Consider the following 23,649-nt stretch of genomic DNA (forward strand, 5'->3'; position numbering starts at 1 on the left):
GTTCAGGCCCGGAAGGACCAACCGCTCTGCGCATCGTCACCAAGGTGTTGCGATCACCCAAATGACAAACGAGGCCGGATCATCATAACCGATGATCCGGCCTCGTAATGTATAAGGCCGGATCATCTGACGATGGTCCGGCCTTCGATCTATCGGCCCGGCGATGCCAGGCCCCGCTTCGCATCCGCGCGATCAGCGCATCCGGCGGCGCTCGGCCGAGGGCTGGTAGGCGAGGCGCTGGTGGTAGGTGCAGTAGGGCGAGTTGTCCGGGGACTCGTTGCCGCAGAAATGGAAGTCGTCGTTCAGCGGGTCGCCGATCGGCCACTTGCAGGTGCGCTCGGTGAGCTGCGTCAGTTCCAGCTTGCGCGACATCGGCACGACGACCCCGTTGTTGCCGTTGGCCGGAACCGGGAGCTGCGCGCTCTGCATGTCGAAATCGGCGTCGATCTCTTCCTTGGTCAGCGCGTTGCCGGCGGAGCGGGCTGCCGGGCGGGCAGCGACGGGGCGGGCGGCGAAGTTCGACGGACGCGGGGTCGCCGCTGCCGGGCGCTTCGGACGCGAGGCGGTCTGCGTTCCGCCGGCCTTGGCGCGGCCCGGCAGGTTCAGCCGGTGCACCTTGCCGATGACGGCGTTGCGGCTCACGCCGCCGAGCTGGGCTGCGATCTGGCTCGCGCTCAGGCCTTCGCTCCAGAGCTTCTTGAGTTTCTCGACGCGCTCGTCTGTCCAGTTCATCTCTCGTCTCCGTTCGGCGCACGCAATGCGCGAATCAGTCATCGCGCCCCGGACTAGTCCGGGACCTGAACGCCTTGACTCTTTTGGTGACTAGTTCCGCCGCATGCAGTCTAGTAATTGGTCTTTAACCTAGAGACCGGGCGACTCCGTGACAAGAGTCGCGGGAATCGGCGCGAATCGATTTCTAAGTTTTCCCCAACTTGCTGGTCGGGTGTGACTCGATAGCGACACCTTCCGCGCGTGCCGTGAATCCTCACCTTGCGGCAGGTTCAGCGGCATTTCGGCCCCGCGATTTTGTTGACAGGCCGGGGGGAAATGCCGATAGTGCGGCATGCCGCCGAAAGGCGGCTTTTGATTTTTCTGGCGATCGGAAAAGTCAAGCACGAAACTTTTTTCCGCATCTCTTTTCGGAGGATCCGCGCCATGGCCGATGCCGCGCCGCTCTATGAAACCTATATGCGTGCGCCTCTGCGGTTCACGCGAGGAGAGGGCGTCTGGCTCGTCACCGAGGATGGCGAGCGCTATCTCGATTTCGCCGCCGGCGTCGCCGTCAATTCGCTCGGCCATGCCCATCCGCATCTCGTCGCCGCGCTGAAGGACCAGGCCGACAAGGTCTGGCACCTGTCGAACCTCTACGAGATCCCGGGCCAGGAAAGCCTCGGCCGCCGGCTGACGGAGGCGACCTTCGCCGACAAGGTGTTCTTCACCAATTCGGGCGCCGAGGCGCTGGAATGCGCCATCAAGACGGCGCGGCGCTACCATTTCGCCAAGGGCCATCCCGGCAAGTACCATATCCTCACCTTCGAGGGCGCCTTCCACGGCCGCACCATCGCCACCATCGCGGCCGGCGGGCAGGAGAAATATATCGAGGGCTTCGGCCCCAAGGCCCCGGGCTTCCTGAAGCTGCCCTTCGGCGACATCGCGGCCGTCCGGGACGCGATCACCGAGGAGACGGCGGGTATCCTCATCGAGCCCGTGCAGGGCGAGGGCGGCCTTCGCCCCGTGCCGAAGGAATTCATGCAGGAGCTGCGCCGGCTCTGCGACGAATACGGCCTGCTGCTCATCCTCGACGAGGTGCAGACGGGCGTCGGCCGCACCGGCCGCCTCTTCGCCCATGAGAGCGCTGGCGTCACGCCCGACATCATGGCCATCGCCAAGGGCATCGGCGGCGGCTTCCCGCTCGGCGCCTGCCTTGCCACGAACGAGGCCGCCGCCGGCATGGTCGCCGGCACGCACGGCTCGACCTATGGCGGCAACCCGCTCGCCATGGCGGTCGGCAACGCGGTGCTCGACGTCGTCCTCGAGGACGGCTTCCTCCAACATGTGCGTGACGTCGCGCTGGTCTTCCGCCAGGGGCTCGCGGCGCTGAAGGACCGCTTCCCCGAGGTCATCGAGGACATCCGCGGCGAGGGCCTGATGCTTGGCATCAAGGCGAAGGTTCCGGTCGCCGATCTCCTCAAGGCCGTGCGGGCGGAAAACCTGCTCGCCGTGCCGGCCGGCGACAACGTGCTGCGCCTGCTGCCGCCGCTGGTCGTCACGGCGGAAGAGGCGCGCGAGGGGCTCGTTCGCATCGAGCGGGCGGCGGAAAAGCTGCCGGCGGCCGTCAAGGCCGCTTAAGGGACTGGGACAGACAGGACATATCATGGCCAAGCATTTTCTCGATCTTTCCGCCGTTTCGGAAAGCGATCTCCGCGTCATCATGGATGACGCGCACAGCCGCAAGGCCGCCAGCAAGGCCGGCACGGAAGGAAAGCCGCTCGCCGGCAAGATGCTGGCGATGATCTTCGAGAAGCCCTCCACCCGAACCCGCGTCTCCTTCGACGTCGGCATGCGCCAACTCGGCGGCGAGACGCTGTTCCTGTCGGGCACGGAAATGCAGCTCGGCCGCGCCGAGACCATCGGCGACACGGCCAAGGTGCTGTCGCGCTATGTCGACGCCATCATGATCCGCACCACCGACCATGCGCGCCTGCTGGAGCTTGCCGAGCACGCCACCGTGCCGGTCATCAACGCGCTGACGGACCTCACCCATCCCTGCCAGATCATGGCCGACATCATGACCTTCGAGGAGCATCGCGGCCCGGCCAAGGGCAAGACCTTCTCCTGGATGGGTGACGGCAACAACGTGCTGCATTCCTTCGTCGAGGGCTCCGCCCGTTTCGGCTACACCATGAAGATGGCCGTGCCGATGGGCTCCGAGCCGGACGACAAGATCCTCAACTGGGCGCGCGACAACGGCGGCAACATCCTGCTCGGCCATGACCCGGAAGCCATCGCCGATGGCTCCGATCTCATCGTCACCGATTGCTGGGTGTCGATGAACCAGGAACACCGCGCGCGCGGCCACAACATCTTCCAGCCCTATCAGGTCAACAAGCAGCTCATGGCGCGCGCCGACAAGGATGCGCTCTTCATGCACTGCCTGCCTGCCCACCGCGGCGAGGAAGTGACCGACGAGGTGATCGACGGCCCGCAGTCGGTGGTCTTCGACGAGGCGGAGAACCGCCTGCACGCGCAGAAGTCGATCCTTGCCTGGTGCTTCGGCGCCGTCTGACGCGGCCTTGAAATATCTGAGGGCACGCACGATCTAGGTGCCGACACCCGGCGCCGGAAGGCGTCGTCTCTGGCGCTTGCCCGCCCGGTATGGAATGATCGGGCGGCAGGAGCGCGAAATCACGATAGACGCTGTCGGACGTGGCGGGGCGCAAGGCCCGCGGCGCGGCGGTGTGCAAGGAGCAGAACGATGATGGCTGAAAACGCCCTGAAACTCGGTGAGCCCGGCTTTGCCGGCGACGACCATGTCCTGCCGTTCCAGGTGGAAGGCCTCGATGTGCGCGGCAGGGCCGTGCAGCTCGGCCCGATGCTCGATGGCATTCTCGGCCGGCACGATTATCCCGCGCCCGTCGCCCGCCTTCTGGCCGAGGCGATCACGCTCACCGTGCTGCTCGGTACCTCGCTGAAATTCGAGGGCAAGCTGATCGTCCAGACCAAGGGCGACGGCCCCGTCGACCTGCTCGTCGCCGATTTCGCCGCGCCGGAGAACGTGCGCGCCTATGCCCGCTTCGATGAGGCGGCGCTGGAGGCCGCCGTCGCCGAAGGCCGGACGGAGCCGCACGAGCTGCTCGGCAAGGGCATTCTCGCCTTCACGATCGACCAGGGCGCGCATACGCAGCGCTACCAGGGCATCGTCCCGCTTGACGGCCACACGCTGGAGGAGATCGCCGGCGTCTATTTCCGCCAGTCGGAGCAGATCCCGACCAAGGTGCGCCTCGGCGTCGCCGAGCTCTACGACCGCGACGAGGCCGGCAAGGCCCGCCATCGCTGGCGCGCGGGCGGCATGGTCGCGCAGTTCCTGCCGCAATCGCCCGAGCGCATGCGCCAGGCCGATCTTCCCGGCGGCGACGGCGACGAGGCCGGCCACAAGATCGATGACGACGACAACTGGGCGGAAGCCAAGACCATGGTCGAGACGATCGATGCCGACGAGTTGACCGATCCCAATGTCGGCACCGAACGGCTGCTCTATCGCCTCTTCCACGAGCGCGGCGTGCGCGTCTACCAGCCGCAGCAGGTCTTCGACCGCTGCTCCTGCTCGCGCGAGAAGCTGAAAGGCGTCCTTGCCGGCCTCAGCGCCGAGGAGATCGCCCATACGGCGGACGACAAGGGCGAGATCGCGGTGACCTGCGAGTTCTGCTCGACGACCTACCGCTTCGAGGCGGCGGAAGTCCTGCCGCAGTAAGGTCGGCGACTGCCCCTCATCCGCCTGTCGGCACCTTCTCCCCGCAAGCGGGGAGAAGGGAAGGATGCGGCGTCTCGTTTTTCACTTGCGACGATAATTTGAGGAAGCCGGTGCCATGGGTCTCCTTCGCCCCGCAGCCAGGGAGAAGGAGGCCGGCAGGCCGGATGAGGGTCTATCTACTCAATTGAGGGTGCGCGCCTGTCCCGGCGTATCCAGCGAGAACGCCGGAATGGCGACGTCGAAGGCTTCCCCCGTCTCCGCCTCCATGCGATACCGCCCGAACATGATGCCCGACGGCGTCTCCAGCGGGCAGCCGGAGGAATATTCGTAGGTATCGCCCGGCCGCAGCACCGGCTGCTCGCCGATGACGCCCGGCCCGTTGACCTCGTCCACCTGTCCGTTCTGGTCGGTGATGTGCCAGTAGCGCGTCATCAGCCGCACCGCGACGTCGGAATGATTGGAGATGACGACGCGGTATCCCCAGACATAGCGGCTGTCGTCGGGATCGGACTGATCGGCCAGATAATATGGCTCTACGGTCACTTCGATGTCGCGGGTCAGCGCACGATACATGGGAATGCCTTGGAATTTATTAGGCCCAGCTATTCTACAGGAATGTGGCTGCGTCAAGAACATGCAAAGAAGGCACCGGCCGCCCTGGCCGGTGCCTTTCCATCGTTTCCTTGATGGCGCGGTTTACGCCCCGACTTTGGCAAGCGCCCGCGCGAAATCCTCCAGCAGGTCCTCGCTGTCCTCGATGCCGGCGGAGAAGCGCACGGTGCCGGGCGAGATGCCGAGTTCAGCACGGGCCTCGTCCGTCAGGTTCTTGTGCGTCGTCGTGGCGGGATGGGTGATGAGGCTCTTTGCGTCGCCGAGATTGTTGGAGATCTTCACCACCTCCAGCGCATCCTGCAGCGCGAAGGCCGCGTCCTTGCCGCCCTTCAGCTCGAAGCAGACGAGCGTCGAGCCGCCCGACATCTGCCGGGCGATGATGTCCGCCTGCGGATGGTCCTTGCGGCCGGGATAGATGACGCGGGCGACCTGGCTCTGGTCGGCGAGGAAGTCGGCGAGGCGGCTCGCATTCTCCGTCTGCTGCCTGACGCGCAGCGGCAGCGTCTCGATGCCCTTCAGCAGCGTCCAGGCGTTGAACGGCGACATGGCGGGGCCGGTATGACGGAAATAATCCTGCAGGTGCTCGGCGATCCATTCCTTGTCGGAGAGCACGACGCCGCCGAGGCACCGGCCCTGCCCGTCGATATGCTTGGTGGCCGAATAGACGACGATATGCGCGCCGAGCTCCAGCGGCTTCTGGAAGAGCGGGGTCGCGAAGACATTGTCGACCACGACCTTCGCGCCGATCTGGTTGGCGAGCTTCGCCACGCCGGCGATGTCGACGACTTCCAGCGTCGGGTTGGTCGGGCTTTCGAGGAAGAACACCTTGGTATTCTTCCGGATCGCCTTTTCCCAGTTGGCAAGGTCGCGGCCATCGACCAGCGTGCATTCGATGCCGTATTTCGGCGCCAGCGTCTCGACCACCCAGCGGCAGGAGCCGAAGAGCGCGCGGGCCGCGACGATATGGTCGCCGGCTTTCAGTTGGCAGAGGATGGCGGCGGCAACGGCGGCCATGCCGGAGGCGGTGGCGCGGGCGTCCTCCGCGCCTTCCAGCAGGCACATGCGCTTTTCGAACATGTCGTTGGTGGGGCTTGCATAGCGGGCATAGATGAAGCCGTCCGTCTCGCCCTTGAAGCGGGCCTCGGCCGCCGCCGACGTGTCGTAGACGAAGCCTTGCGTCAGGAAGATCGCCTCGGCGGTTTCGCCGTGCTGGGAGCGGGTGGTTCCGCCGTGAACGAGTTGGGTGGCCGGGCGCCAGGACTTGCTCATGTGATCGTGCCTTCAAACAAAAAAACCGGCCGCGTAAGCAGGCCGGTTTGTCACCCGGCCTTTTTAGCTACTTGTTTTACGTGGCTGCAAGCCGGCCGGCCAAATCACCACGGGATAATCTGCTAATACTGCGGCCCTGCGCTTGCGTCAATTGCCGGCATTTGGTTTTGTGCGAGCCCTCTGAGAGGGACGGTACGACCATGGCTTCTGCGACGCGCAGCACGGGCATTCTGGCGGACAACGCCATTCGCGGCTTGTTCGAAAGCGGCAGGCTGAAGAGCGAGGCGGCGCTGGACGGCGACCAGATCCAGCCGGCAAGCCTCGACCTGCGCCTCGGCGCGAAGGCGTTTCGCGTGCGCGCCAGCTTCCTGCCGGGCCCCTCCCATCTCGTCGCCGACAAGCTCGACCGGCTGCAACTCCACGTCATCGACCTTTCCGAGGGCGCGGTGCTGGAGACCGGCTGCGTCTACATCGTGCCGCTGATGGAAAGCCTCGACCTGCCGGCGGAACTCGCCGCCTCGGCGAACCCCAAGAGCTCCACCGGACGCCTCGACATCTTCACTCGCGTCATCACCGACCGCGCGCAGGAATTCGACAAGATCCCGGCCGGCTATTCCGGCCCGCTCTATCTGGAAATCTCGCCGCGCACCTTCCCCATCGTCGTGCGCCGCGGTTCGCGCCTGTCGCAGATCCGTTTCCGCAGCGGCAACGCCTTGCTCGGCGAAAGCGAGCTGCTGGCGCTGCACGCCTCGGACACGCTCGTCGCCAGCGAGACGCCGAACGTCTCCGGCGGCGGCATCGCGCTTTCCATCGACCTCAAGGGCACCGGCCCGGACGGGCTCATCGGCTATCGCGGCAAGCACCACACCTCCGTCGTCGACGTCGATCGCAAGAACCAGCACGACATCTACGATTTCTGGGAGCCGCTGTTCAGCCGTGGCCGCAACGAGCTGATCCTTGATCCGGACGAATTCTACATCCTCGTCTCGCGCGAGGCCGTGCATGTTCCGCCGCTCTATGCCGCCGAGATGACGCCCTTCGACCCGCTCGTCGGCGAGTTCCGCGTCCACTATGCCGGCTTCTTCGATCCCGGCTTCGGCCACGCCCCCGCCGGCGGCTCCGGCAGCCGCGCGGTGCTGGAGGTGCGCAGCCATGAAGTGCCCTTCATCCTGGAACACGGCCAGATCGTCGGCCGCCTCGTCTATGAGCACATGCTGAACGCCCCCGAAGGGCTCTACGGCTCCGGCCTCGGCTCCAACTACCAGGCGCAGGGTCTCAAGCTCTCCAAGCATTTCCGCGCCGGCTGAGACCGGTCTTTTCGCCCTTTACAATGAAGTTAAACGTTTTTATCCTGCGATAGGCGTTTGATGACCTTCGCGCGGGGCGAGGGAAGACGAGCCAGACGGGACGCGATGCCAAGACCCACGATCAAGACCATCGCGCAGGAGACGGGCCTTTCGATCGCCACCGTATCGAAGGCGCTGAACGACAGCCCGCAGGTGCGGCCGGAAACGCGCGCCATCGTCGTGGCTGCCGCTGAGCGCGTCGGCTACCAGCTCAACATGCATGGCGTGCAGCTTCGCACCGGAAAGACCTACCAGGTCGCCGCCATCATGACCGCGCCAGGCCCCAAGCAGAACGAATGGGAAGGCGTCGAATACGCCCAGCTCCTCAGCGGCATTTCCTGGGCGCTGGAAGAAAGCCCCTACCGCGTCTCGCTCTATGCCGTGCGCAATTTCGAGGAGAGCCTCGCCACCATCCGCCAGATCGTCTCCTTGAAGAAAGCCGACGGCATCATCGTGTCCGGTACCCGAGCGGACGATCCGCGCGTGCGCATCATGCAGGAGGCGAGCTTCCCCTTCGTCACCTACGGCATCACGCTGCACAATGCCCCGCATGCCTTCGTCGATGCCGACAACGACCGGATGATCCGCCACTCCGTCGCCCGCCTCGCCGAACGCGGCCACCGCCGCATCGCCCTGATCAATCCCATGGCCGAGCTCAGCTACGCCATCGTCCGCCTGGAAGCCTACCGAGAGGCCCTCGAAGCCGCCGGCCTCCCGTTCGACCCCGCCCTTATCGCCCACGGCCACCTGACGCCCGCCTTCGGCCGCGAGAACGTGCTTGGCATGTCCGCCCTGCCGAACCCGCCGACCGCCTATATCTGCGCCAACGAAGCCTCTGCCCTCGGCGCCTTCTCCGGCTTCCACGAGCGCGGCCTCGTCCACGGCCGCGATGCGGTGATCAACGCGACCGACGACCTCAATGTCAGCCAGTACTTCGCCCCGCCGATCACCACCTACTACCTGCCGATCCACGAGCCGAGCGAGTTGCTCGGCCGATACATCCTGCGCCGCATGGAAGGCGAGCCGCCCGAGGCTCTGCAGGCGCTCATCATGCCCCAGCTGATCGAACGCTCCGACGACCGGCTCGCTTGACACGCTTCGCGAACTGTTGGATGGATGCGCCATCGGCGCTGCCCTGCGGGTATGATGTAATGGTAGCCTGTCAGCTTCCCAAGCTGAACGCGCGGGTTCGATTCCCGCTACCCGCTCCAGCCGCCTGTCCCTCTTCCTTTCTCACCTGAAGCCGTTGATTTTCCCACGCCTATGTCGCGGGTATCCCTTCGTGCGACTCAAAATAAAAACGTTTATATTTCTTCTTGAAAACGTTTATATTCCTTGTTACCGTTTTGTCAGGATGGGAGGAGGGTGCCTGTCCGTGGGATTTGTCGAGTGTCTGCCGTTGTGGCGGAGCCGACGTTGAGGAGGAAGAGATGAGGAAATTCGTTGCAACGCTTGCGCTTGCCGCTCTCGTGGCGGGCGGTGCCCATGCGGCCGATCTTGGCGGCAAGCTGCTGAAGGTCGGGTCCGACACGACCTCGCCGCCGATGGAGAGCGTCGACACGGCGACCGGGCAGATCGTCGGTTTCGACGTCGACGTGGTCAATGCCGTCTGCGCCAAGATCAATTGCCAGGCCGAATTCGTGACGACGGGCTGGGACGGCATCTTCGCCGCGCTCGACCAGGGCAGCTTCGATCTCGTCGCCTCTGGCGTCTCGATCACCGACGAGCGCAAGAAGGCGATGGACTTCTCCGATCCCTACATCATCAACAGCCAGGCCGTGCTGACGCGCGCCGAGGACCAGGGCATCACGCTCGACAAGTTCAAGGCAGAAGGCCGCAAGCTCTCCGCCCAGGCCAACACGACGGACGCGCAGGTCGCCGAAGGTGTGGTCGGCAAGGAAAACGTCGCCGCCTATGACAGCTTCAGCGCCGCCATCATCGCGCTCAAGAACAAGGACGTCGACGGCGTCGTGATCAACGGAGCGAACGCCGCCGCCTATGAGCGCGAATTCGCCGGCGAACTCGTCGCCTCCATCAAGGATCTGGAATCCGACCCGCTCGGCCTCGTCTTCCGCAAGGGCGACGAGAATGTCGCCGCCTTCAACGAGGGCCTGAAGGCCATCAAGGACGACGGCACGCTCGACAAGCTGATCGCCAAGTACTGGGGCCTCAAGTAAGGCTCGCGCGGGGGCGCCGTCTGGCGCTCCCGTTTCCTTCCCGATTGCGCCGCGGAGGCCGGAATGTCGTTCGTCAGAAGCGTGAGGCCCAGCAATCTGGTGATCCTCGCCGCGCTGCCCTTCATCGTCTATCTCTTTGCCTCCTCGGGCGATTACCAGCGCGCGCTACGCGCCATCCTCGGCATCGAGCCGGGCTCGGGCGCCTATGTGCCGGGCTTCCTGCTGCTGACGGTCGCCTTTTCTGCGGGCCTCGGCGTCCTGATCCTGTCCCGGGCGAAGGCCGCGCGGCCGCGCCTGACGATCGCCACCGGCCTCGTCGCCCTCGTCGCGACGGCTGCCATTCTGGCCGGCGATCTCGTCCATCCCTTCATCGCCTCCGTGGTGGCGAACGGCGTCGATGCGTTCAAGTCCGACCTCGTGGTCAAGGGCGTGACGCCCCGTCAGCTGACGGAAGCGGCCGACCTCATGGTGCACGGCGTGGAAGGCTGGCTCTGGCCGGCCTATGCCGTGCTTCTGCTCGCCGGCCTCGGCCTGCTCTTCCTCGGCAGCCGGGCGGCCGTGCCGGCGGAAAGCCGCGCGCGCCGCGCCGGCTCCTGGCTCACCGGCCTGCTCAACGGCGCAGGCCTCGTCTTCGTACTGCTTTTTGCCCATCTCGCCTTCGCCTCGGGCCTTGCCACGACCATCCGCGCCGCCATCGCGGCCTATATCCTCGCCGCCATTCTCGGCCTCGTCTGGGTGGGGCTCTTGAAGCTGCGGTATACGCGCCGCAACCTCGTCACCTTCGCTGTGCTGACGGCCGTCTTCGCCGCCCTTTCGGCCTGGTTCCTGCTGCAGCCGAAGGATGGCTACGTGCTGGCCGGCACGCTGGAAGGCAAGGTCGGCATCATCACCAATACGCCCTCCGGCCTCATCAGTGCCGTGCGCTTCGGCCAGTACGAGGGCGGCCCGACGACCGAGACGCCGGTGCGCACTTTCGTGACGCCGCAGCAGGCCATCGAGGCCATCGGCAAGAAGGAGGATGTCAGCGGCGCCTTGCTGCCGTCGGCCTCCGTTCCCGCCGACTGGCCGCGCCTCTGGCAGATCGAGGCGCTGAACGACCGCGACCGCGCCACCGGCATCACCTTCGCCGTCATCGCCATCATCCTTGGGCTGCTCACCTTCGGCGGCTTCCTGCATCGCCGCCATCCGCTGTCCATCGGCTCGGAATTCGTCGTCGATACGATCCGCGGCATCCCCATGCTCGTCATCGTGCTCTATGTCGGCCTGCCGCTGTCGGGCGCGCTGAAGGATGCGACGGCCGGCGTCTTCGATCCGCCGAACCTGATGCGCGGCATCGTCGCCATGGCGCTCGCCTATTCGGCCTATCTCGCGGAAATCTTCCGCTCGGGCATCAACGCCATTCCGGCGGGCCAGATCGAGGCGGCGGGCAGCCTCGGGCTCAACCGCTGGCAGACGGCGCGGCTGGTCATCCTGCCGCAGGCCTTCCGCATCGTCATTCCGCCGCTCGGCAACGAGCTGATCGCGATCCTGAAGGACACCTCGCTGCTCTCCATCCTGTCGATCCGCGACATCACGCAGCGCATGCGCGAGTTCCAGTCGGCGAGCTTCCTGCCGTTCGCGCCCTACAATTCGGCGGCGATCCTCTACATCCTGCTGACGCTTGCCGCCGCCAGCCTCATCAGCCTCATCGAGAAGAAATATGACGTCAAGCACCGCTGACAGGGGAACGGTCCTCATCACCGGCGCCTCGCGCGGGCTCGGCCGGATGCTTGCCGATCTCTATGCGGCGGCGGGCCTGCGCGTCATCGCCTGCATGCGGCAAGCGTCGCCCGGTGCCGAAGCGCTCGACGTTGCGGATGAGGGCTCCATCGCCGCGCTCGGCGAGAGGCTGCAAGGCCAGCCGGTCGATATCGTCATCAACAATGCGGCGATCCGCGGCGATGCCGGCGGCCTCGGGTCATTGGCGACAGGCGATTTCCTCGAGGTCATGCGCGTCAATGCGCTCGCGCCCCTGCTGCTTGCCCGCGCGCTCCGGCCCAATCTTCTGGCCGGCCGCCGCAAGGTCCTCGTCAATATCAGCAGCCGTGCCGGCTCGCTGGCCGAAGGCACGATCGACGACGATGACGGCGACTACGCCTACCGCTGTTCCAAGGCGGCGCTCAACATGGCGACGGTCAAGCTGGCGCAGGATTTCCGCCGCGACGGCATCGCCGTGATTTCGCTGCATCCCGGCTGGGTGCGCACGGATATGGGCGGCGCGGAAGCCGCCATCGACGTGGCCGAGAGCGCGGCGGGCCTGAAGGCTCTGATCGACGCCACGACACTCGCCGAAACCGGAAGTTTCCGGGCTTACGACGGCCGCACGGTCGCCTGGTAAAGCCCCTCCGATCGTAACGATGACGGCGCCATGGAACCGGTGCCGGGAATGACAAGGACAAGAAAGTGCATAAGCCGCTAGACCACCGGAACCGCTTCGATGCCGCCCGCAAGGAGGCCGGCATGCTGGAGCTTGGCGTCTGCTACTATCCGGAACAGTGGCCGCGCGAGAAATGGGACGAGGACGCCCGCCGCATGGTCGAGCTCGGCCTTGCCTGGGTGCGCATCGGTGAATTCGCCTGGTCGCATATCGAGCCGCAATCCGGCGTCTTCCACTGGGAGTGGATGGACGAGGCGATCGAGGTGCTCGGCCGCGCCGGCCTCAAGGTCATCCTCGGCACGCCGACGGCCGCCCCGCCGAAATGGCTGATCGATCGTTACCCGGATATCCTTCCGGTCGATGCGCGCGGCGTCGTGCGCAAGTTCGGCGCGCGCCGGCATTACTGCTTCTCCAGCCGCCGCTACCGCGTGGAGGCTGCGCGCATCACCGAGGCCATGGCGCGCCGCTACGGCGACAACCCCTTCGTGCACGCCTGGCAGACGGACAACGAATACGGCGACCATGACACGATCCACAGCTATTCCGACGAGGCGAAGCGCGCCTTCCGCGAATGGCTCGCCGCGCGCTACGGCACCGTCGAGGCGCTGAACGAGGCCTGGGGCACCCGCTTCTGGAGCATGCATTACAACGGCTTCGAGGAGGTGGACCTGCCGAACAACCTCGTCGAGGAGCCGACGCCGAGCCATCTGGTCGATTACTTCCGCTTCTCGTCGGATCAGGTGAAGAGCTTCAACAAGGCGCAGGTGGAGATCATCCGTCGCCATTCGCCGGGCCGCCTCGTCACGCATAATTTCATGAACCAGAACACCGACTTCGATCACTACAAGGTCGGCGAGGATATCGATGTCGCTTCCTGGGACGTCTATCCGATGGGCGGTCTCATCAACGGCCGGCTGAGCAACGAGGAGAAGGCACGCTACCTGCGTGTCGCCGATCCCGACCAGACGGCGTTCAACCACGATCTCTACCGCGCCGTCGGCAAGGGCCGCGTCTGGGTGATGGAGCAGCAGCCGGGGCCGGTGAACTGGGCGGCCTACAACCAGTCGCCCGCCGACGGCATGGTGCGCCTGTGGACCTGGCTCGCCTATGCCCATGGCGTCGACATGGTCTCCTATTTCCGCTGGCGCCAGGCGCCCTTCGCGCAGGAGCAGTTCCATGCCGGCCTGCTGCTGCCGAACAGCGAGGCCGACCAGGGCTATCTGGAGGTTGCCGAGGTCGCCGCGGAAATGGCGCGCCTGCCGCAAGGTGAGGTCCGCGAAAAGGCAGCGGTCGCCATCATGCTCGATTACGAATCGCGCTATGCCACCCGCGCCCTGCCGCAGGGCAGGGGCTATGCCGCCTCCGCCATCGCGCTCGACTGGTATTCCGCGGTCTCCCGGCTCGGCGTCGATGTCGATTTCATCGGCCAGCATTCCGATCTTGCGGGCTACAGGCTGGTGCTTGCGCCCGATCTCGTCATCCCCGATGCGGATTTCATTGCCCGGCTAAAGGCCTCCGGCGCCAAGGCGCTGTTCGGCCCGCGCAGCGGCAGCAAGACGCGCGACATGCACATTCCCGCCGACCTGCCGCCCGGCCCGCTCGCCGACCTTATCGATTTCCGCGTGACGCGCGTGGAGTCCCTGCCGGACTACCACAGCGAGCCCGTGCGCTACGGCAATGCCAGCCATCCGGTCACCGGCTGGCGCGAGATGATCCGCACCAGCGAGACGGTACTCGCGACCTTCGAGGGCCCGCACCATGCCGGCACCCCGGCGGTGATCGGCAACGAGCGCGCGCGCTATGCCGCCACCCTGCCGCAGGGCGACTTCCTGATGCGGCTGGTGGGCGACACGCTCGGCTGGGCGGGCGTCGTAAGCCTGCCTGATCTCGGCGACCTCCGGCTTGCTCGCCGCGGCCGCCTGCGCTTCGCCTTCAACTATGGCAGCGCCCCGGCCACCGTGCCGGCCGCTCCCGATGCCGATTTCCTCGTCGGTGCTCGTGAGCTCGCGCCGGTCGGTGTGGCGATCTGGACGGAAGACGGGCGCTGATACCAACCCCGGCCGCTCACTCGGCGGCGGCCGGCATCGCTTCGGGCTGCACCTTCGTCTGTGCCGGCCGGTGGGCCGTCTTGTTCCAGAAGAACGGGTTGCTGTGCAATTCGCGCACGGCGCGCCAGGCGGCTTGCGAGATGAGCAGCCAGTAAAGCGGCGTCAGCAGCCAGCGCGGACCGACCGCCAGCCGCTCGGCCTGCGTCATGCCGATGCGGCCGAGCGCGATGAAGACCGCATAACTGCCGGCGATATTGGCGAAGTCGAGGGCGAAGAGCGTCAGGTCGAGCGGGCCGACGGTGGTCGCCTCCAGCACCGCGAGGCGCCAGACGATGACGCCGATATAGCCGAGGATCAGCGGATGGGCGAGCGAGGAGAGAATGAGCCCGCCCACCAGCACCTGGAAGACGAGGCTCGGCCCGAGTCCCATTTCGCGCACCAGCTGCGCGGGCTTGCGCATCAGCACCAGCCATGTCTGCAGCCAGCCCTTGAACCAGCGCGTGCGCTGGCCGAGCCAGGCGCGGACCTGCGTCGGCGCCTCCTCATAGGTTGGCCGGCTGATCACCCCGCATCGGTAGCCGCGCCGGTAGAGGCGCAGGCCAAGGTCGGCATCCTCGGTGACGTTATAGGGATCCCACCCGCCGACCTCCTGCAGCACCGCGGTGCGGAAATGGTTCGACGTGCCGCCGAGCGGCATCGGCATGCGCGCGGCGGCGAGCCGCGGCAGCAGCACGCGGAAGAGGCCGGCATATTCGACCGCGAAGAGCGCACTGATCCAGTTCTCCCGCGCATTGGTGATGATCAGCGGCGCCTGGAGGCAGGCGATATGCGCCGGCCCCGCCGTGAAGGTGCGCCAGGCCTCCTCCAGCTGCATCGGGTCGACCCGGTCCTCCGCGTCGTAGATGACGAGATAGTCGCCCCGCGCCGCGCCCAGCGCATAGGTCAGCGCCTTCGGCTTGGTGCGCGGCCGGCCGGGTGGCACCTCCACCACCTCGTATTGCGGGCCGAGCGGCATGGCGGCGAGCGCGTCCAGCGTTTCCCGGTCGTCCGCCTCGCAGATCAGCTTGATGTCGAGGCAGGAGGCCGGCCATCGCAGCCGGTCGAGCGTGGCGACGAGCTGCGGCACCACCGCGGCCTCCCGGTAGAGCGCGACGAAGACGGAATAGACCGGCCGCTGGCCAACCGGCAATGTCGGGCGCGGGCGGTACGTCTCCCACCATTTGGCGAAGAGCGCCACGGCGCGGATGACGACGGTGGCGGAAAAGAAGAGGCCGAGCACGATATGCAGCAGCAACAGCACCGTGCCCGGCTGCGTGAGGAGCAGCATGGTGACGAGCGTGAGCGCGGTGCCGATATAGAATCCCTGCTGCCCCCAGAGCGTGATGCGGGCGCTCGCCTCCGGCGCCGTGCCGAAAAGCTGCTCGACCGTCTCGCGCAGCCGGCGGCCGCGGCCCGCCTGCCAGAGGGCGGCGCGCAGCGCGGTGGGCGTGGTGGCGATCATCCGGGAGCGCATTTCCCCGGAAGCCTGCAGCCTCTCGCGAAGATCATCGAGCCGCGCCGCGCTCGGCACGATCGCCGTTATCGGCGCGCGGGCCGGCTGGCGCAGCCGCACCATCACCGGCTCGACGAGCTGGCTGTCCGCCCCGGGCAGGTCCTCGATCTCCTTCGGGTCCAGCGCGGGATGGAAGGGCAGGCCGAGGATATCGGCAAGCGCTTCGTAATAGATATCGTGCGAGACGACGCCGCTCGCCAGCACCTCGGCTTCCAGTGTCGTGCCGTTCCGGCCGGCCTGCACCAGCATGGCGGAAATCAGCGGCTTGGAAAGGCCGAGCCGGCGGAAGAGCCGCGCCTCCTCCATGAGGCGGTCGGGCACCTGTCCCTCCTCGGTCGGCGGCAGGACCGTCTCCTGCCGGACACCGATTGCGGTGGCGAAAGCCATGTCGTCGGGATACTCTGCCAGCGTCATGCCGTCCCACCGTCGCTTTCGCGCCGGCGCCCTCCTAAACCCCAAGTTGATTGTAATGTGGCAAAACAGAATTTCATCCCTTAAAATGCATGGGCTTTTTGCGCTCTGCCTGCTGGCGGCGGCGATGAAACCGCTGTCCCTTGCCGCGGAGGAGCGGTCGCCCGTCGATCTGCCGATCCTCTTCGACACCCGCGAGCGCATCGCCCGGCCCGACCTTTCCGGCCTCGTCCGGCTGCGCTTCCTGACGACGGTGGATTTCCCGCCGTTCAATTTTATCGACCAGACCGGCAAGCTCGCCGGCTTCCATGTCGATCTCGTGCGCGAGATCTGCCGCGAGCTGGCGCTGACGGAGAAGTGCCAGATCCAGGCGGTGACCTTCCCGGAGCTGGAAAAGGCGCTCACCGACGGCAATGGCGAGGCGGTGGCCGCGGGCATCGCTGTCAGCACGCCGCTGCGCGAACGCTTCGCCTTCTCCCGGCCCTTCATGCGCCTGCCGGCGCGCTTTGCCGTCGGCAAGAAGACGCCGCCCCCGGGCGAGACCGCGGCAAGCCTTGCAGGCCGCAAGGTCGGGGTCGTCGCGGCAAGCGCCCATGAGGCGATGCTGAAGGCCTTCTTCCCGAAGATCGAGGCGCAGCCGTTCCCCGACCGGGCGGCGCTGCTTGCGGCGCTGAAGGACGGCAAGGTGGACGCCGTCTTCGGCGACGGCATGCAGCTCGCCTTCTGGACGAGCGGGGCGGCTGCCGCCGGCTGCTGCCGCCTGTTCGACGGTCCGTATCTGTCGGAGAAATTCCTCGGCGAGGGGCTGACGATCATGCTGCGCAAGGAGGACACCGCGCTGACCGGCGCCATCGACCACGCGCTGCTTGCGCTTTCGCGGAGCGGTCGCCTGCAGGAAATCTACCTGCGCTACTTCCCGGTCAATCTCTACGGCGGCTGAAGCAGAACGCCTCTACTGGCTCGCCCAGATGATGCGGGCGATCCAGTCGACCTCGTCCATGTCGAAATTGCGGTTGGGATGCTCGGGATTGAGCGAGACGAGCTCGATGCTGCGCGGGCTCTGGCGGTGCAGCACCTTGGCCATCACCTCGCCCTCGCGGGTCTTCACCACGACACGGTCGCCGCGGCGCACCTGCGCGCCCGGCTCGACGATCAGCACGTCGCCGTCGCGGTAGAGCGGCAGCATGCTGTCGCCCTGTACCTCCAGAGCATAGACGCCGGCCTTGCGGTCGGGCGAGGCGGGAAACTCCACCACGTCCCAGCCCTGTCCGGCGGGAAAGCCGCCATCGTCGAAGAAGCCGCCCGCGCCGGCCTGGGCGAAGCCGAGCAGGGGAATGCTGCCGGGCTGCGGCGGAAAGGCGCCCTGCGGCAGGGCCGCGTCGCGGACGGGGTCGGAAAGGGTGAAGAACTCATCGATGGATGCGCCCGTCGCGTCGAGCACCTTGGCGATCGATTCCGTTGAGGGCCAGCGCTGCCGGCCGTCGACGCCCTGCCGCTTGGATTTGTTGAAGGATGTCGGGTCCAGCCCCGCACGGCGGGCAAGCCCGGACGGGGAGAGCCGATGGCGCTCGGCGAGGGCGTCGATTGCCGCCCAGATCCGGTCGTGGGAGAACATGCTTGCGAAACCCTGCCAAGGCGGCGGACCGGCTGGTGCCGGTCCGAATGGTCGGAAGCATAGCCAAGGACGCCGTCCGAGTAAAGAAAAAAGGATTATTTTCCTGTCTCTGCGCCGGCCGCAGCCTGCTGCGCGCGACGGCGCGCCACCACGCTTTCCCGCCAGATGGTGAAGATGCCCGCGCCGACGACGATGGCCGAGCCGATGACCGTGTTGAGGTTCAGCGTCTCGCCGAAGACGGAAACGCCGATGATCGCCGCCAGCACCACCTGGAGGTAGGTGAGCGGCTGCACCGCTGCCGCATCGAGGAGGTCGTAGGCGCGGATCAGGAAATAGTGGCTCGACATGCCGGTGACGCACAGCAGCCCCATCCAGAGCCAGTCCGTCGGTGTGAGGCTGGCCCAGAAGAACGGGCCGACGAGCGAGATCGCGACGGCACCCGCCACGCCGATATAGAAGAAGCTCGTCGAGGCGGGATCGTCGCGGCTGGCAAGCCGCGTCGCGATCACATAGAGGGCGAACATCAGCGCGCCGGCCAGCGGCAGCAGGACGCTGGCGTCGAAGGCGCTGCCGGTGGGGTCGATGACGATCAGCACGCCGCAGAGGCCGACGGCGATGGCCGTCCAGCGCCGCCAGCCGACCCGCTCGCCGAGAAGCGGCATGGACAGCAGCGCCACGAAGATCGGCCCGGAGGAGAGGATCGCCTGCGAATGGGCAAGGCCGACCGTGCTGAAGGCGGTGATGACGACGACGATCTGGAAGGCGAGCAGCACGCCGCGCAGGATCTGCAGCAACGGCCGCTTCGTCGCCGCCGCGGCCCGCAGGCCGCCGGGGCTGCGCGCACCCAGCACCAGCGCGAAGGCGCCGAAGGCCCAGAAGCGCAGCATGGCGATGAAGACAGGCGGATAGGCGCTGCCGAGATGCTTCGAAATGGCGTCCTGCACGCTGAAGATCATGATCGCGAGCAGGGTGAAGGCATAGCCGAGTCGTTTGGTGTCCATGGTCCGCGCATATACCTCTCCCGCCGCGCTTGCACGCCGGAATTTCAGCGTCTCGGGACATTTCCGGGCTCGGCCGCGGGACGCAGGAAAAGTTTCCTCTCCCTGCGATTTCCAGCCACTTTCGCAAAACGGCGCGGCGCGCTATCAAGAGGGGGCGCGAGACTGCTTGCGCCTTCGAGGTTCCTTCCGTGCACAAGACCGTCTCTTCCGGCATTCTGCTGACGTCCTTCGCCTATTTCCTGTTTTCCCTGCAGGATGCGTCGGTCAAATGGCTCGTCGTGGCCCTGCCGGTCTGGCAGATCCTCTTCGTGCGCAGCGTGACGATCTTCTCGCTGTGTCTTGCCGTCGGCGGGCGTCCGCTGCTGCGGGATGCGCGCCGCTCGCCGGTGCTCAGGCCGCTCTTCCTGCGCAACCTGCTGCTTCTGGCAGCCTGGCTCTGCTACTATACCGCCGCGCGCGATCTCGGCCTGGCCGAGCTGACGACGCTCTACTATGCCTCGCCCGTCGTCATGACGATCCTTTCGGTGCCGATCCTCGGCGAGAAGGTGCCGGGCTACCGGTGGCTCGCCGTCGTCGTCGGCTTCGTCGGCGTGGTCATTGCCTGCGGCATCGCGGCGAGGGGCATCACGCTGTCGCTGCCGGTCTATCTCGCGCTGCAGGCGGCGATCTTCTGGGCCGTCGCCACCGTGCTCCTGCGCAAGACAGCGCTGCACGAGCGCACGCAGGTGCAGATGACCATTTCCAGCGGCTTCTTCATCCTGTTCACCGCGCTCGCCATGCCCTTCGTCTGGCAGCCGGTCACCGCCATGGACCTTGCCCTGATGTCCGGAACGGGCCTCATCGCGGGTCTTGGCCAGTTCGCCATGTTCGAGGGCATGCGCCGCGCGCCCGTCTCGGTGCTGGCGCCCTTCGAATATACCTCGCTCGTCTGGGCCTTCGCGCTCGGCTATCTCATCTGGAGCGACGTGCCCGGCTCGAACGTCTTTGCCGGCGCCGCGCTGATCGTTTCCGCCGGCATGATCATCATCGCCCGCGAGCGCCTCGGCGGGCGTTTCCGGCTTCGCGCATGACGGCTAAGTCCGGACCCTACCAAAAGAATCCACTTTGCGTCGTCACGCCCCGTTGCATGCCGCGGGCATAACGATATTGTCGCCTCGTAAACGGCGAGGTGAACCGGGGGAAGGAATGCCGATATCGAACGCCGCCTTCGTGCGCTCGACCATCGTTCTGCTGCTCGCCGGCATGATCGCGCTGCTCGGCATCGTCGGCACGTCGCTCTGGCTCGCGGCCAAGGTGGAAACCTATTTCACCGGCTTCATCGAGCTGCGCGAGGTGCGCAGCGCGGCGGCCGACCTGCTGTCGACGCTGCAGGACGCCGAAACCGGCCAGCGCGGCTTCGTCATCACCCGCGACCCGAATTTCCGCGAGCCCTATGACGAGGCGCTGAAGGCCGTCGCCGAACGTCAGCAGGCGCTTGCCGAGAAGGCCGCCCGCTTTCCGCATTACGAGGAGCGCGTTCCCGACATAAAACGTCTCGTCTCCGAGAAGCTGGCCGAGCTGGCCGGCGTCGTGGAGGCTGTCGAGCAGGGCCGGGCCGACGATGCGATCAACGAGGTCAGGACCGACCGCGGCCGCCTGCTGATGGACCAGCTCCGCGAGCAGCTCGGTGCCATCATGGAGGACGCCGACGGCCGGCTGCAGGAGAGCGTCGCCGATACGCTCTGGTCGGCCGGCGCGCTGAAATGGACGACGGTGATCGGCGCCATCGCCATCATCGGCGTGCTGGGCGGGGCGATCGTGGTCATCGCGCAATATACCCGCGACATCATCGTCGCCCGCCGCGAGGTCGAGACGCTGAACGCGACCCTCGAGAAGCGGGTGGACGAGCGCACCGAGGAGCTGATCCGCGCCAACCAGGAGGTCCAGCGCTTCGCCTATATCGTGACCCACGACCTGCGCGCGCCGCTCGTCAACATCATGGGCTTCACCAGCGAGCTGCAGGCCTCGCTCTCCGCCATCCAGGCCTATGTGCTGGCGGACGGCAAGGCGCCGAGCGAGGCCGACATCATCGAGGCGCGCCGCGCCGCCGCCGAGGACCTGCCGGAGGCGATCGGCTTCATCCGCTCCTCCACCAAGAAGATGGACGGGCTCATCAACGCCATCCTGAAGATCTCGCGCGACGGGCGGCGGGAACTCAAGATCGAGCGGGTGGACCTCCGGGCGCTGGCCGAGACGGGCGCGGCGGCGGTGGGGCACCAGGTCGGCGAATCCGACGGCGTCGTCACCATCGACCGCAACCTGCCGACGGTCGTTTCCGACCGGCTGTCGCTGGAGCAGGTCTTCGGCAACCTCTTCGACAATGCCATCAAGTACCAGTCGCCGGACCGGCCGCTGCGCATTTCCGTCGCGGCGCGCAATGCGGGCCGGGCCGGCTTCTTCATCGATTTCACCGATAACGGCCGCGGCATCGCGCCGGACGACCATGAGCGCGTCTTCGAGCTTTTCCGCCGCTCGGGAACGCAGGACAAGCCGGGCGAGGGCATCGGCCTTGCCCATGTGCGTTCACTGATGCGCAATCTTGGCGGTGATATCGTGGTCAGATCCGAACTCGGGCAGGGGACGACCTTCGTGCTTCGTCTGCCGCCCGACCTCAGCAAGGTTGTCAGGAGTATGCAGGCATGAACGGTTTGGGCAAGGAAGTCACCATCGTGATGGTCGAGGATGATGAGGGCCATGCGCGCCTCATCGAGAAGAACATCCGCCGCGCCGGCGTGCACAACGAGATCGTGCCCTTCACCAACGGCACCGAGGCGCTCGACTTCGTGCTCGGCAAGGACCGCAGCGGCCTTTCCAGCGCCGGCAAGTTCCTGCTGATCCTGCTCGATCTCAACCTGCCGGACATGTCGGGCATCGACATCCTGCAGAAGATCAAGTCCAACATCCACACCAAGCGCCTGCCGGTCGTCATCCTCACGACGACCGACGACGAGCGGGAGATCCAGCGCTGCTACGATCTCGGCGCCAATGTCTACATCACCAAGCCGGTCGAATATGAAAGCTTCGCCCATGCGATCCGCCAGCTCGGCCTGTTCTTCTCCGTGATCCAGATTCCCGAGACGCAATAAATGAGGGAAGGCCCCGTCCGCATCCTCTATATCGACGACGATCCCATCCTCGCCCGGCTCGCCCAGCGGGCGCTGGGCCGTCTCGGCTATGAGGTGCTGCATGCCGAAGAGGTCGAGCGCGGCCGCGAAATGCTGGCCGAGGCGCGTTTCGACGCCATCGTGCTCGACCATTTCCTGAAGGCCGGCACGGGCCTTTCCTTCCTCAAGGAGCTCGCCGATGCGCCGGACCCGGTGCCGGTCGTCTATGTCACCGGCTCGAACGACGCGCAGGTCGCCGTCGAGGCGCTGAAGGCGGGGGCGGCAGACTATGTCATCAAGTCGGTTGGCGACGATTTCATGCCGCTCCTGGCCAATGCGCTCGGCCAGGCGCTGGAAAACGCCGAGCTGCGGCGCGCCAAGCTGAAGGCCGAGAAGGAGATCCGCGCCGCCAAGGAGCGCGCCGAGATCCTGCTGGCCGAGGTGAACCACCGCGTCGGCAATTCGCTGGCGCTCGCCGCCGCCCTCATCCGCCTGCAGATGTCGAGCGCTCCCGACGGAGCGGTCAAGGAGGCGCTGTCGGAAACGCAGGCGCGCATCACCGCCATCGCCGGCATCCATCGCCGCCTCTACACCTCCGAGGACGTGCGCCATGTCGACATGGGCGCCTATCTCTCGACGCTGCTCTCCGAGCTCGACGCCTCGATAAAGGGGGACGGCCGCAACATCCGCCTCAACCGCACGCTGGAGCCGCTGCATGTGCCGACCGACCGGGCCGTCTCGCTCGGCGTCATCGTGACGGAACTCGTCACCAACGCCTTCAAATATGCCTATGGCGAGACCGGCGGCGAAGTGCGCGTCGGCTTCACCCGCCTCGACGGCGAGAACGCCGTCCTCTTCGTGGAGGATGACGGCATCGGCTGGCGCGGCGAGGGCCCGGTGCGCGGCACCGGCCTCGGTTCGAAGATCATCAGCGCCATGGCCGGAAGCCTCGACACCAAACTCGACTATGCCGCCCGCGCCATCGGCACGCGCGCCGAAATGCGGGTGCGCGTGGCGGAAGTGCCGGGAGCGGCCTAGCGGGCCGCGCGTCCATCCGCATGGGCGCGTGGTTTCCCTCGCGCGGTGGACGGCTTCTCCCCTGCAATACCTTTATCCACGCGGCGGCTTCGCCCGTGGCTTGTCAAAGAGCATCGGACGGGGCGCTGGAAGCTGCCTCATCTTAGATAGTTTAGTGTGGCACCTTTCAGCGCCCCGTTCAGCGGTTTGTGCCCGCGACTTCGGTCCCTCTGCAAAGGCAGAAGACGGGGATGTTGCTCGCCGGTTTCCGGCATGGGCCTTTCCGTTTTTGCATCCGCCCAGCGCTCCATGGCGAAACGGACGGAAGGGGTTTCCTTCCGGACGGTACCCATCCCGGCGGACGATGCCGACGCATCCGCCGTCTCCTGCCCCCTTGTGTGCCGCACAGGCACGCCCGGCGCGCCGTTCGGGGCGTGAAGCGAAAGGGTTGGTCCGATGCCCTGCCGCTTCCCCCGTGTCGCCGGAGGGGGACCATTTTCCGCAGGCCCGGTGCGAGAGGTTCTGCGTCTTCCCCTCCCGCCCCGCGCCGACCCCGCCTCGCTGCAACGCC

At 66.5% G+C, this 23,649-nt stretch carries 20 protein-coding genes, 1 tRNA gene and 1 riboswitch; of the genes, 15 read left to right on the forward strand and 6 right to left on the reverse strand.

The features are described from left to right. Positions 1 to 192: 192 nt before the first annotated feature. Positions 193 to 732, reverse strand: a complete 540-nt coding sequence (locus DSD28_RS16435) for a GcrA family cell cycle regulator (RefSeq protein WP_119257512.1) — start codon at positions 730 to 732, stop codon at positions 193 to 195. 423 nt (positions 733 to 1,155) lie between these two features. Here DSD28_RS16435 and DSD28_RS16440 point away from each other — a divergent pair, with 423 nt between their 5' ends. The 3 genes from DSD28_RS16440 to DSD28_RS16450 all read left to right on the forward strand — a co-directional run bounded on the left by DSD28_RS16440 (position 1,156) and on the right by DSD28_RS16450 (position 4,471). Next, on the forward strand, positions 1,156 to 2,349 hold the full coding sequence (locus tag DSD28_RS16440) for an aspartate aminotransferase family protein (protein ID WP_119257766.1): 1,194 nt from the start codon (positions 1,156 to 1,158) through the stop codon (positions 2,347 to 2,349). A 25-nt stretch (positions 2,350 to 2,374) separates the two neighbouring features. Beyond that, positions 2,375 to 3,286 carry an ornithine carbamoyltransferase gene (gene argF / locus DSD28_RS16445; RefSeq protein ID WP_119257513.1) on the forward strand — a complete coding sequence of 304 codons (912 nt, stop codon included), beginning with the start codon at positions 2,375 to 2,377 and terminating at the stop codon, positions 3,284 to 3,286. Positions 3,287 to 3,478: 192 nt separating this feature from the next. Continuing rightward, a complete protein-coding gene (locus tag DSD28_RS16450) occupies positions 3,479 to 4,471 on the forward strand; it encodes an Hsp33 family molecular chaperone (protein WP_119257767.1) in 993 nt (330 codons plus the stop codon). 180 nt (positions 4,472 to 4,651) lie between these two features. On the opposite strand, the gene apaG is transcribed toward DSD28_RS16450, so the two are convergent. Next, the gene (gene apaG / locus DSD28_RS16455; RefSeq protein ID WP_119257514.1) at positions 4,652 to 5,044 is read right to left on the reverse strand and encodes a Co2+/Mg2+ efflux protein ApaG; all 393 of its coding nucleotides are present in this window, start codon (positions 5,042 to 5,044) and stop codon (positions 4,652 to 4,654) included. Between the two features lie 123 nt (positions 5,045 to 5,167). Continuing rightward, the gene (locus tag DSD28_RS16460; RefSeq protein ID WP_119257515.1) at positions 5,168 to 6,352 is read right to left on the reverse strand and encodes an O-succinylhomoserine sulfhydrylase; all 1,185 of its coding nucleotides are present in this window, start codon (positions 6,350 to 6,352) and stop codon (positions 5,168 to 5,170) included. Between the two features lie 42 nt (positions 6,353 to 6,394). Further along, positions 6,395 to 6,473, reverse strand: a riboswitch (SAM riboswitch). A 79-nt stretch (positions 6,474 to 6,552) separates the two neighbouring features. On the opposite strand from DSD28_RS16460, the gene DSD28_RS16465 reads away from it, so the two are divergent. The 7 genes from DSD28_RS16465 (at position 6,553) to DSD28_RS16495 (ending at position 14,339) form a co-directional block, all read left to right on the forward strand. After that, positions 6,553 to 7,659 (forward strand): 2'-deoxycytidine 5'-triphosphate deaminase, encoded by a 1,107-nt coding sequence (locus DSD28_RS16465; protein ID WP_119257516.1) that lies wholly within the window; start codon positions 6,553 to 6,555, stop codon positions 7,657 to 7,659. Between the two features lie 105 nt (positions 7,660 to 7,764). Then, on the forward strand, positions 7,765 to 8,790 hold the full coding sequence (locus DSD28_RS16470) for a LacI family DNA-binding transcriptional regulator (RefSeq protein WP_119257517.1): 1,026 nt from the start codon (positions 7,765 to 7,767) through the stop codon (positions 8,788 to 8,790). 45 nt (positions 8,791 to 8,835) lie between these two features. Then, positions 8,836 to 8,909: transfer RNA gene (locus DSD28_RS16475), tRNA-Gly, on the forward strand. A 219-nt stretch (positions 8,910 to 9,128) separates the two neighbouring features. Beyond that, the gene (locus tag DSD28_RS16480; RefSeq protein ID WP_119257518.1) at positions 9,129 to 9,875 is read left to right on the forward strand and encodes a transporter substrate-binding domain-containing protein; all 747 of its coding nucleotides are present in this window, start codon (positions 9,129 to 9,131) and stop codon (positions 9,873 to 9,875) included. 63 nt (positions 9,876 to 9,938) lie between these two features. Next, on the forward strand, positions 9,939 to 11,594 hold the full coding sequence (locus DSD28_RS16485; protein WP_119257519.1) for an amino acid ABC transporter permease: 1,656 nt from the start codon (positions 9,939 to 9,941) through the stop codon (positions 11,592 to 11,594). After that, positions 11,575 to 12,252: an SDR family oxidoreductase gene (locus DSD28_RS16490; protein WP_119257520.1), complete on the forward strand. Its 678-nt coding sequence runs from the start codon at positions 11,575 to 11,577 to the stop codon at positions 12,250 to 12,252. The genes DSD28_RS16485 and DSD28_RS16490 overlap by 20 nt, the downstream gene beginning before the upstream one ends. A gap of 65 nt (positions 12,253 to 12,317) precedes the next feature. Beyond that, complete coding sequence (locus DSD28_RS16495; RefSeq protein WP_432430869.1) at positions 12,318 to 14,339, forward strand: beta-galactosidase; 2,022 nt, start codon at positions 12,318 to 12,320, stop codon at positions 14,337 to 14,339. Positions 14,340 to 14,355: 16 nt separating this feature from the next. Here the strand turns inward: DSD28_RS16495 and DSD28_RS16500 are convergent, their stop codons facing one another. Further along, complete coding sequence (locus DSD28_RS16500; RefSeq protein WP_119257521.1) at positions 14,356 to 16,305, reverse strand: glycosyltransferase family 2 protein; 1,950 nt, start codon at positions 16,303 to 16,305, stop codon at positions 14,356 to 14,358. A gap of 55 nt (positions 16,306 to 16,360) precedes the next feature. Here DSD28_RS16500 and DSD28_RS16505 point away from each other — a divergent pair, with 55 nt between their 5' ends. Continuing rightward, a complete protein-coding gene (locus DSD28_RS16505; protein ID WP_119257522.1) occupies positions 16,361 to 17,242 on the forward strand; it encodes a transporter substrate-binding domain-containing protein in 882 nt (293 codons plus the stop codon). A gap of 12 nt (positions 17,243 to 17,254) precedes the next feature. On the opposite strand, the gene DSD28_RS16510 is transcribed toward DSD28_RS16505, so the two are convergent. Both DSD28_RS16510 and DSD28_RS16515 read right to left on the reverse strand, forming a co-directional pair. Continuing rightward, positions 17,255 to 17,917, reverse strand: a complete 663-nt coding sequence (locus tag DSD28_RS16510) for a S24 family peptidase (RefSeq protein WP_119257523.1) — start codon at positions 17,915 to 17,917, stop codon at positions 17,255 to 17,257. Between the two features lie 95 nt (positions 17,918 to 18,012). Further along, a complete protein-coding gene (locus tag DSD28_RS16515) occupies positions 18,013 to 18,918 on the reverse strand; it encodes a DMT family transporter (RefSeq protein ID WP_119257524.1) in 906 nt (301 codons plus the stop codon). Between the two features lie 188 nt (positions 18,919 to 19,106). Between DSD28_RS16515 and DSD28_RS16520 the strand changes: the two genes are divergently transcribed. From DSD28_RS16520 to DSD28_RS16535, 4 genes are all read left to right on the forward strand, one after another. After that, positions 19,107 to 19,988, forward strand: a complete 882-nt coding sequence (locus DSD28_RS16520) for a DMT family transporter (RefSeq protein ID WP_119257525.1) — start codon at positions 19,107 to 19,109, stop codon at positions 19,986 to 19,988. Positions 19,989 to 20,103: 115 nt separating this feature from the next. Next, positions 20,104 to 21,600, forward strand: a complete 1,497-nt coding sequence (locus tag DSD28_RS16525; protein ID WP_119257526.1) for a sensor histidine kinase — start codon at positions 20,104 to 20,106, stop codon at positions 21,598 to 21,600. Then, complete coding sequence (locus tag DSD28_RS16530; RefSeq protein ID WP_119257527.1) at positions 21,597 to 22,043, forward strand: response regulator; 447 nt, start codon at positions 21,597 to 21,599, stop codon at positions 22,041 to 22,043. The genes DSD28_RS16525 and DSD28_RS16530 overlap by 4 nt, the downstream gene beginning before the upstream one ends. Further along, positions 22,044 to 23,099, forward strand: coding sequence for a sensor histidine kinase (locus DSD28_RS16535; protein WP_119257528.1), 1,056 nt, complete (start codon positions 22,044 to 22,046; stop codon positions 23,097 to 23,099). The last annotated feature ends 550 nt before the right edge of the window (positions 23,100 to 23,649 follow it).

Source organism: Shinella zoogloeoides, from assembly GCF_003574625.1.
Taxonomy (GTDB): Bacteria; Pseudomonadota; Alphaproteobacteria; order Rhizobiales; family Rhizobiaceae; genus Shinella; species Shinella zoogloeoides_A.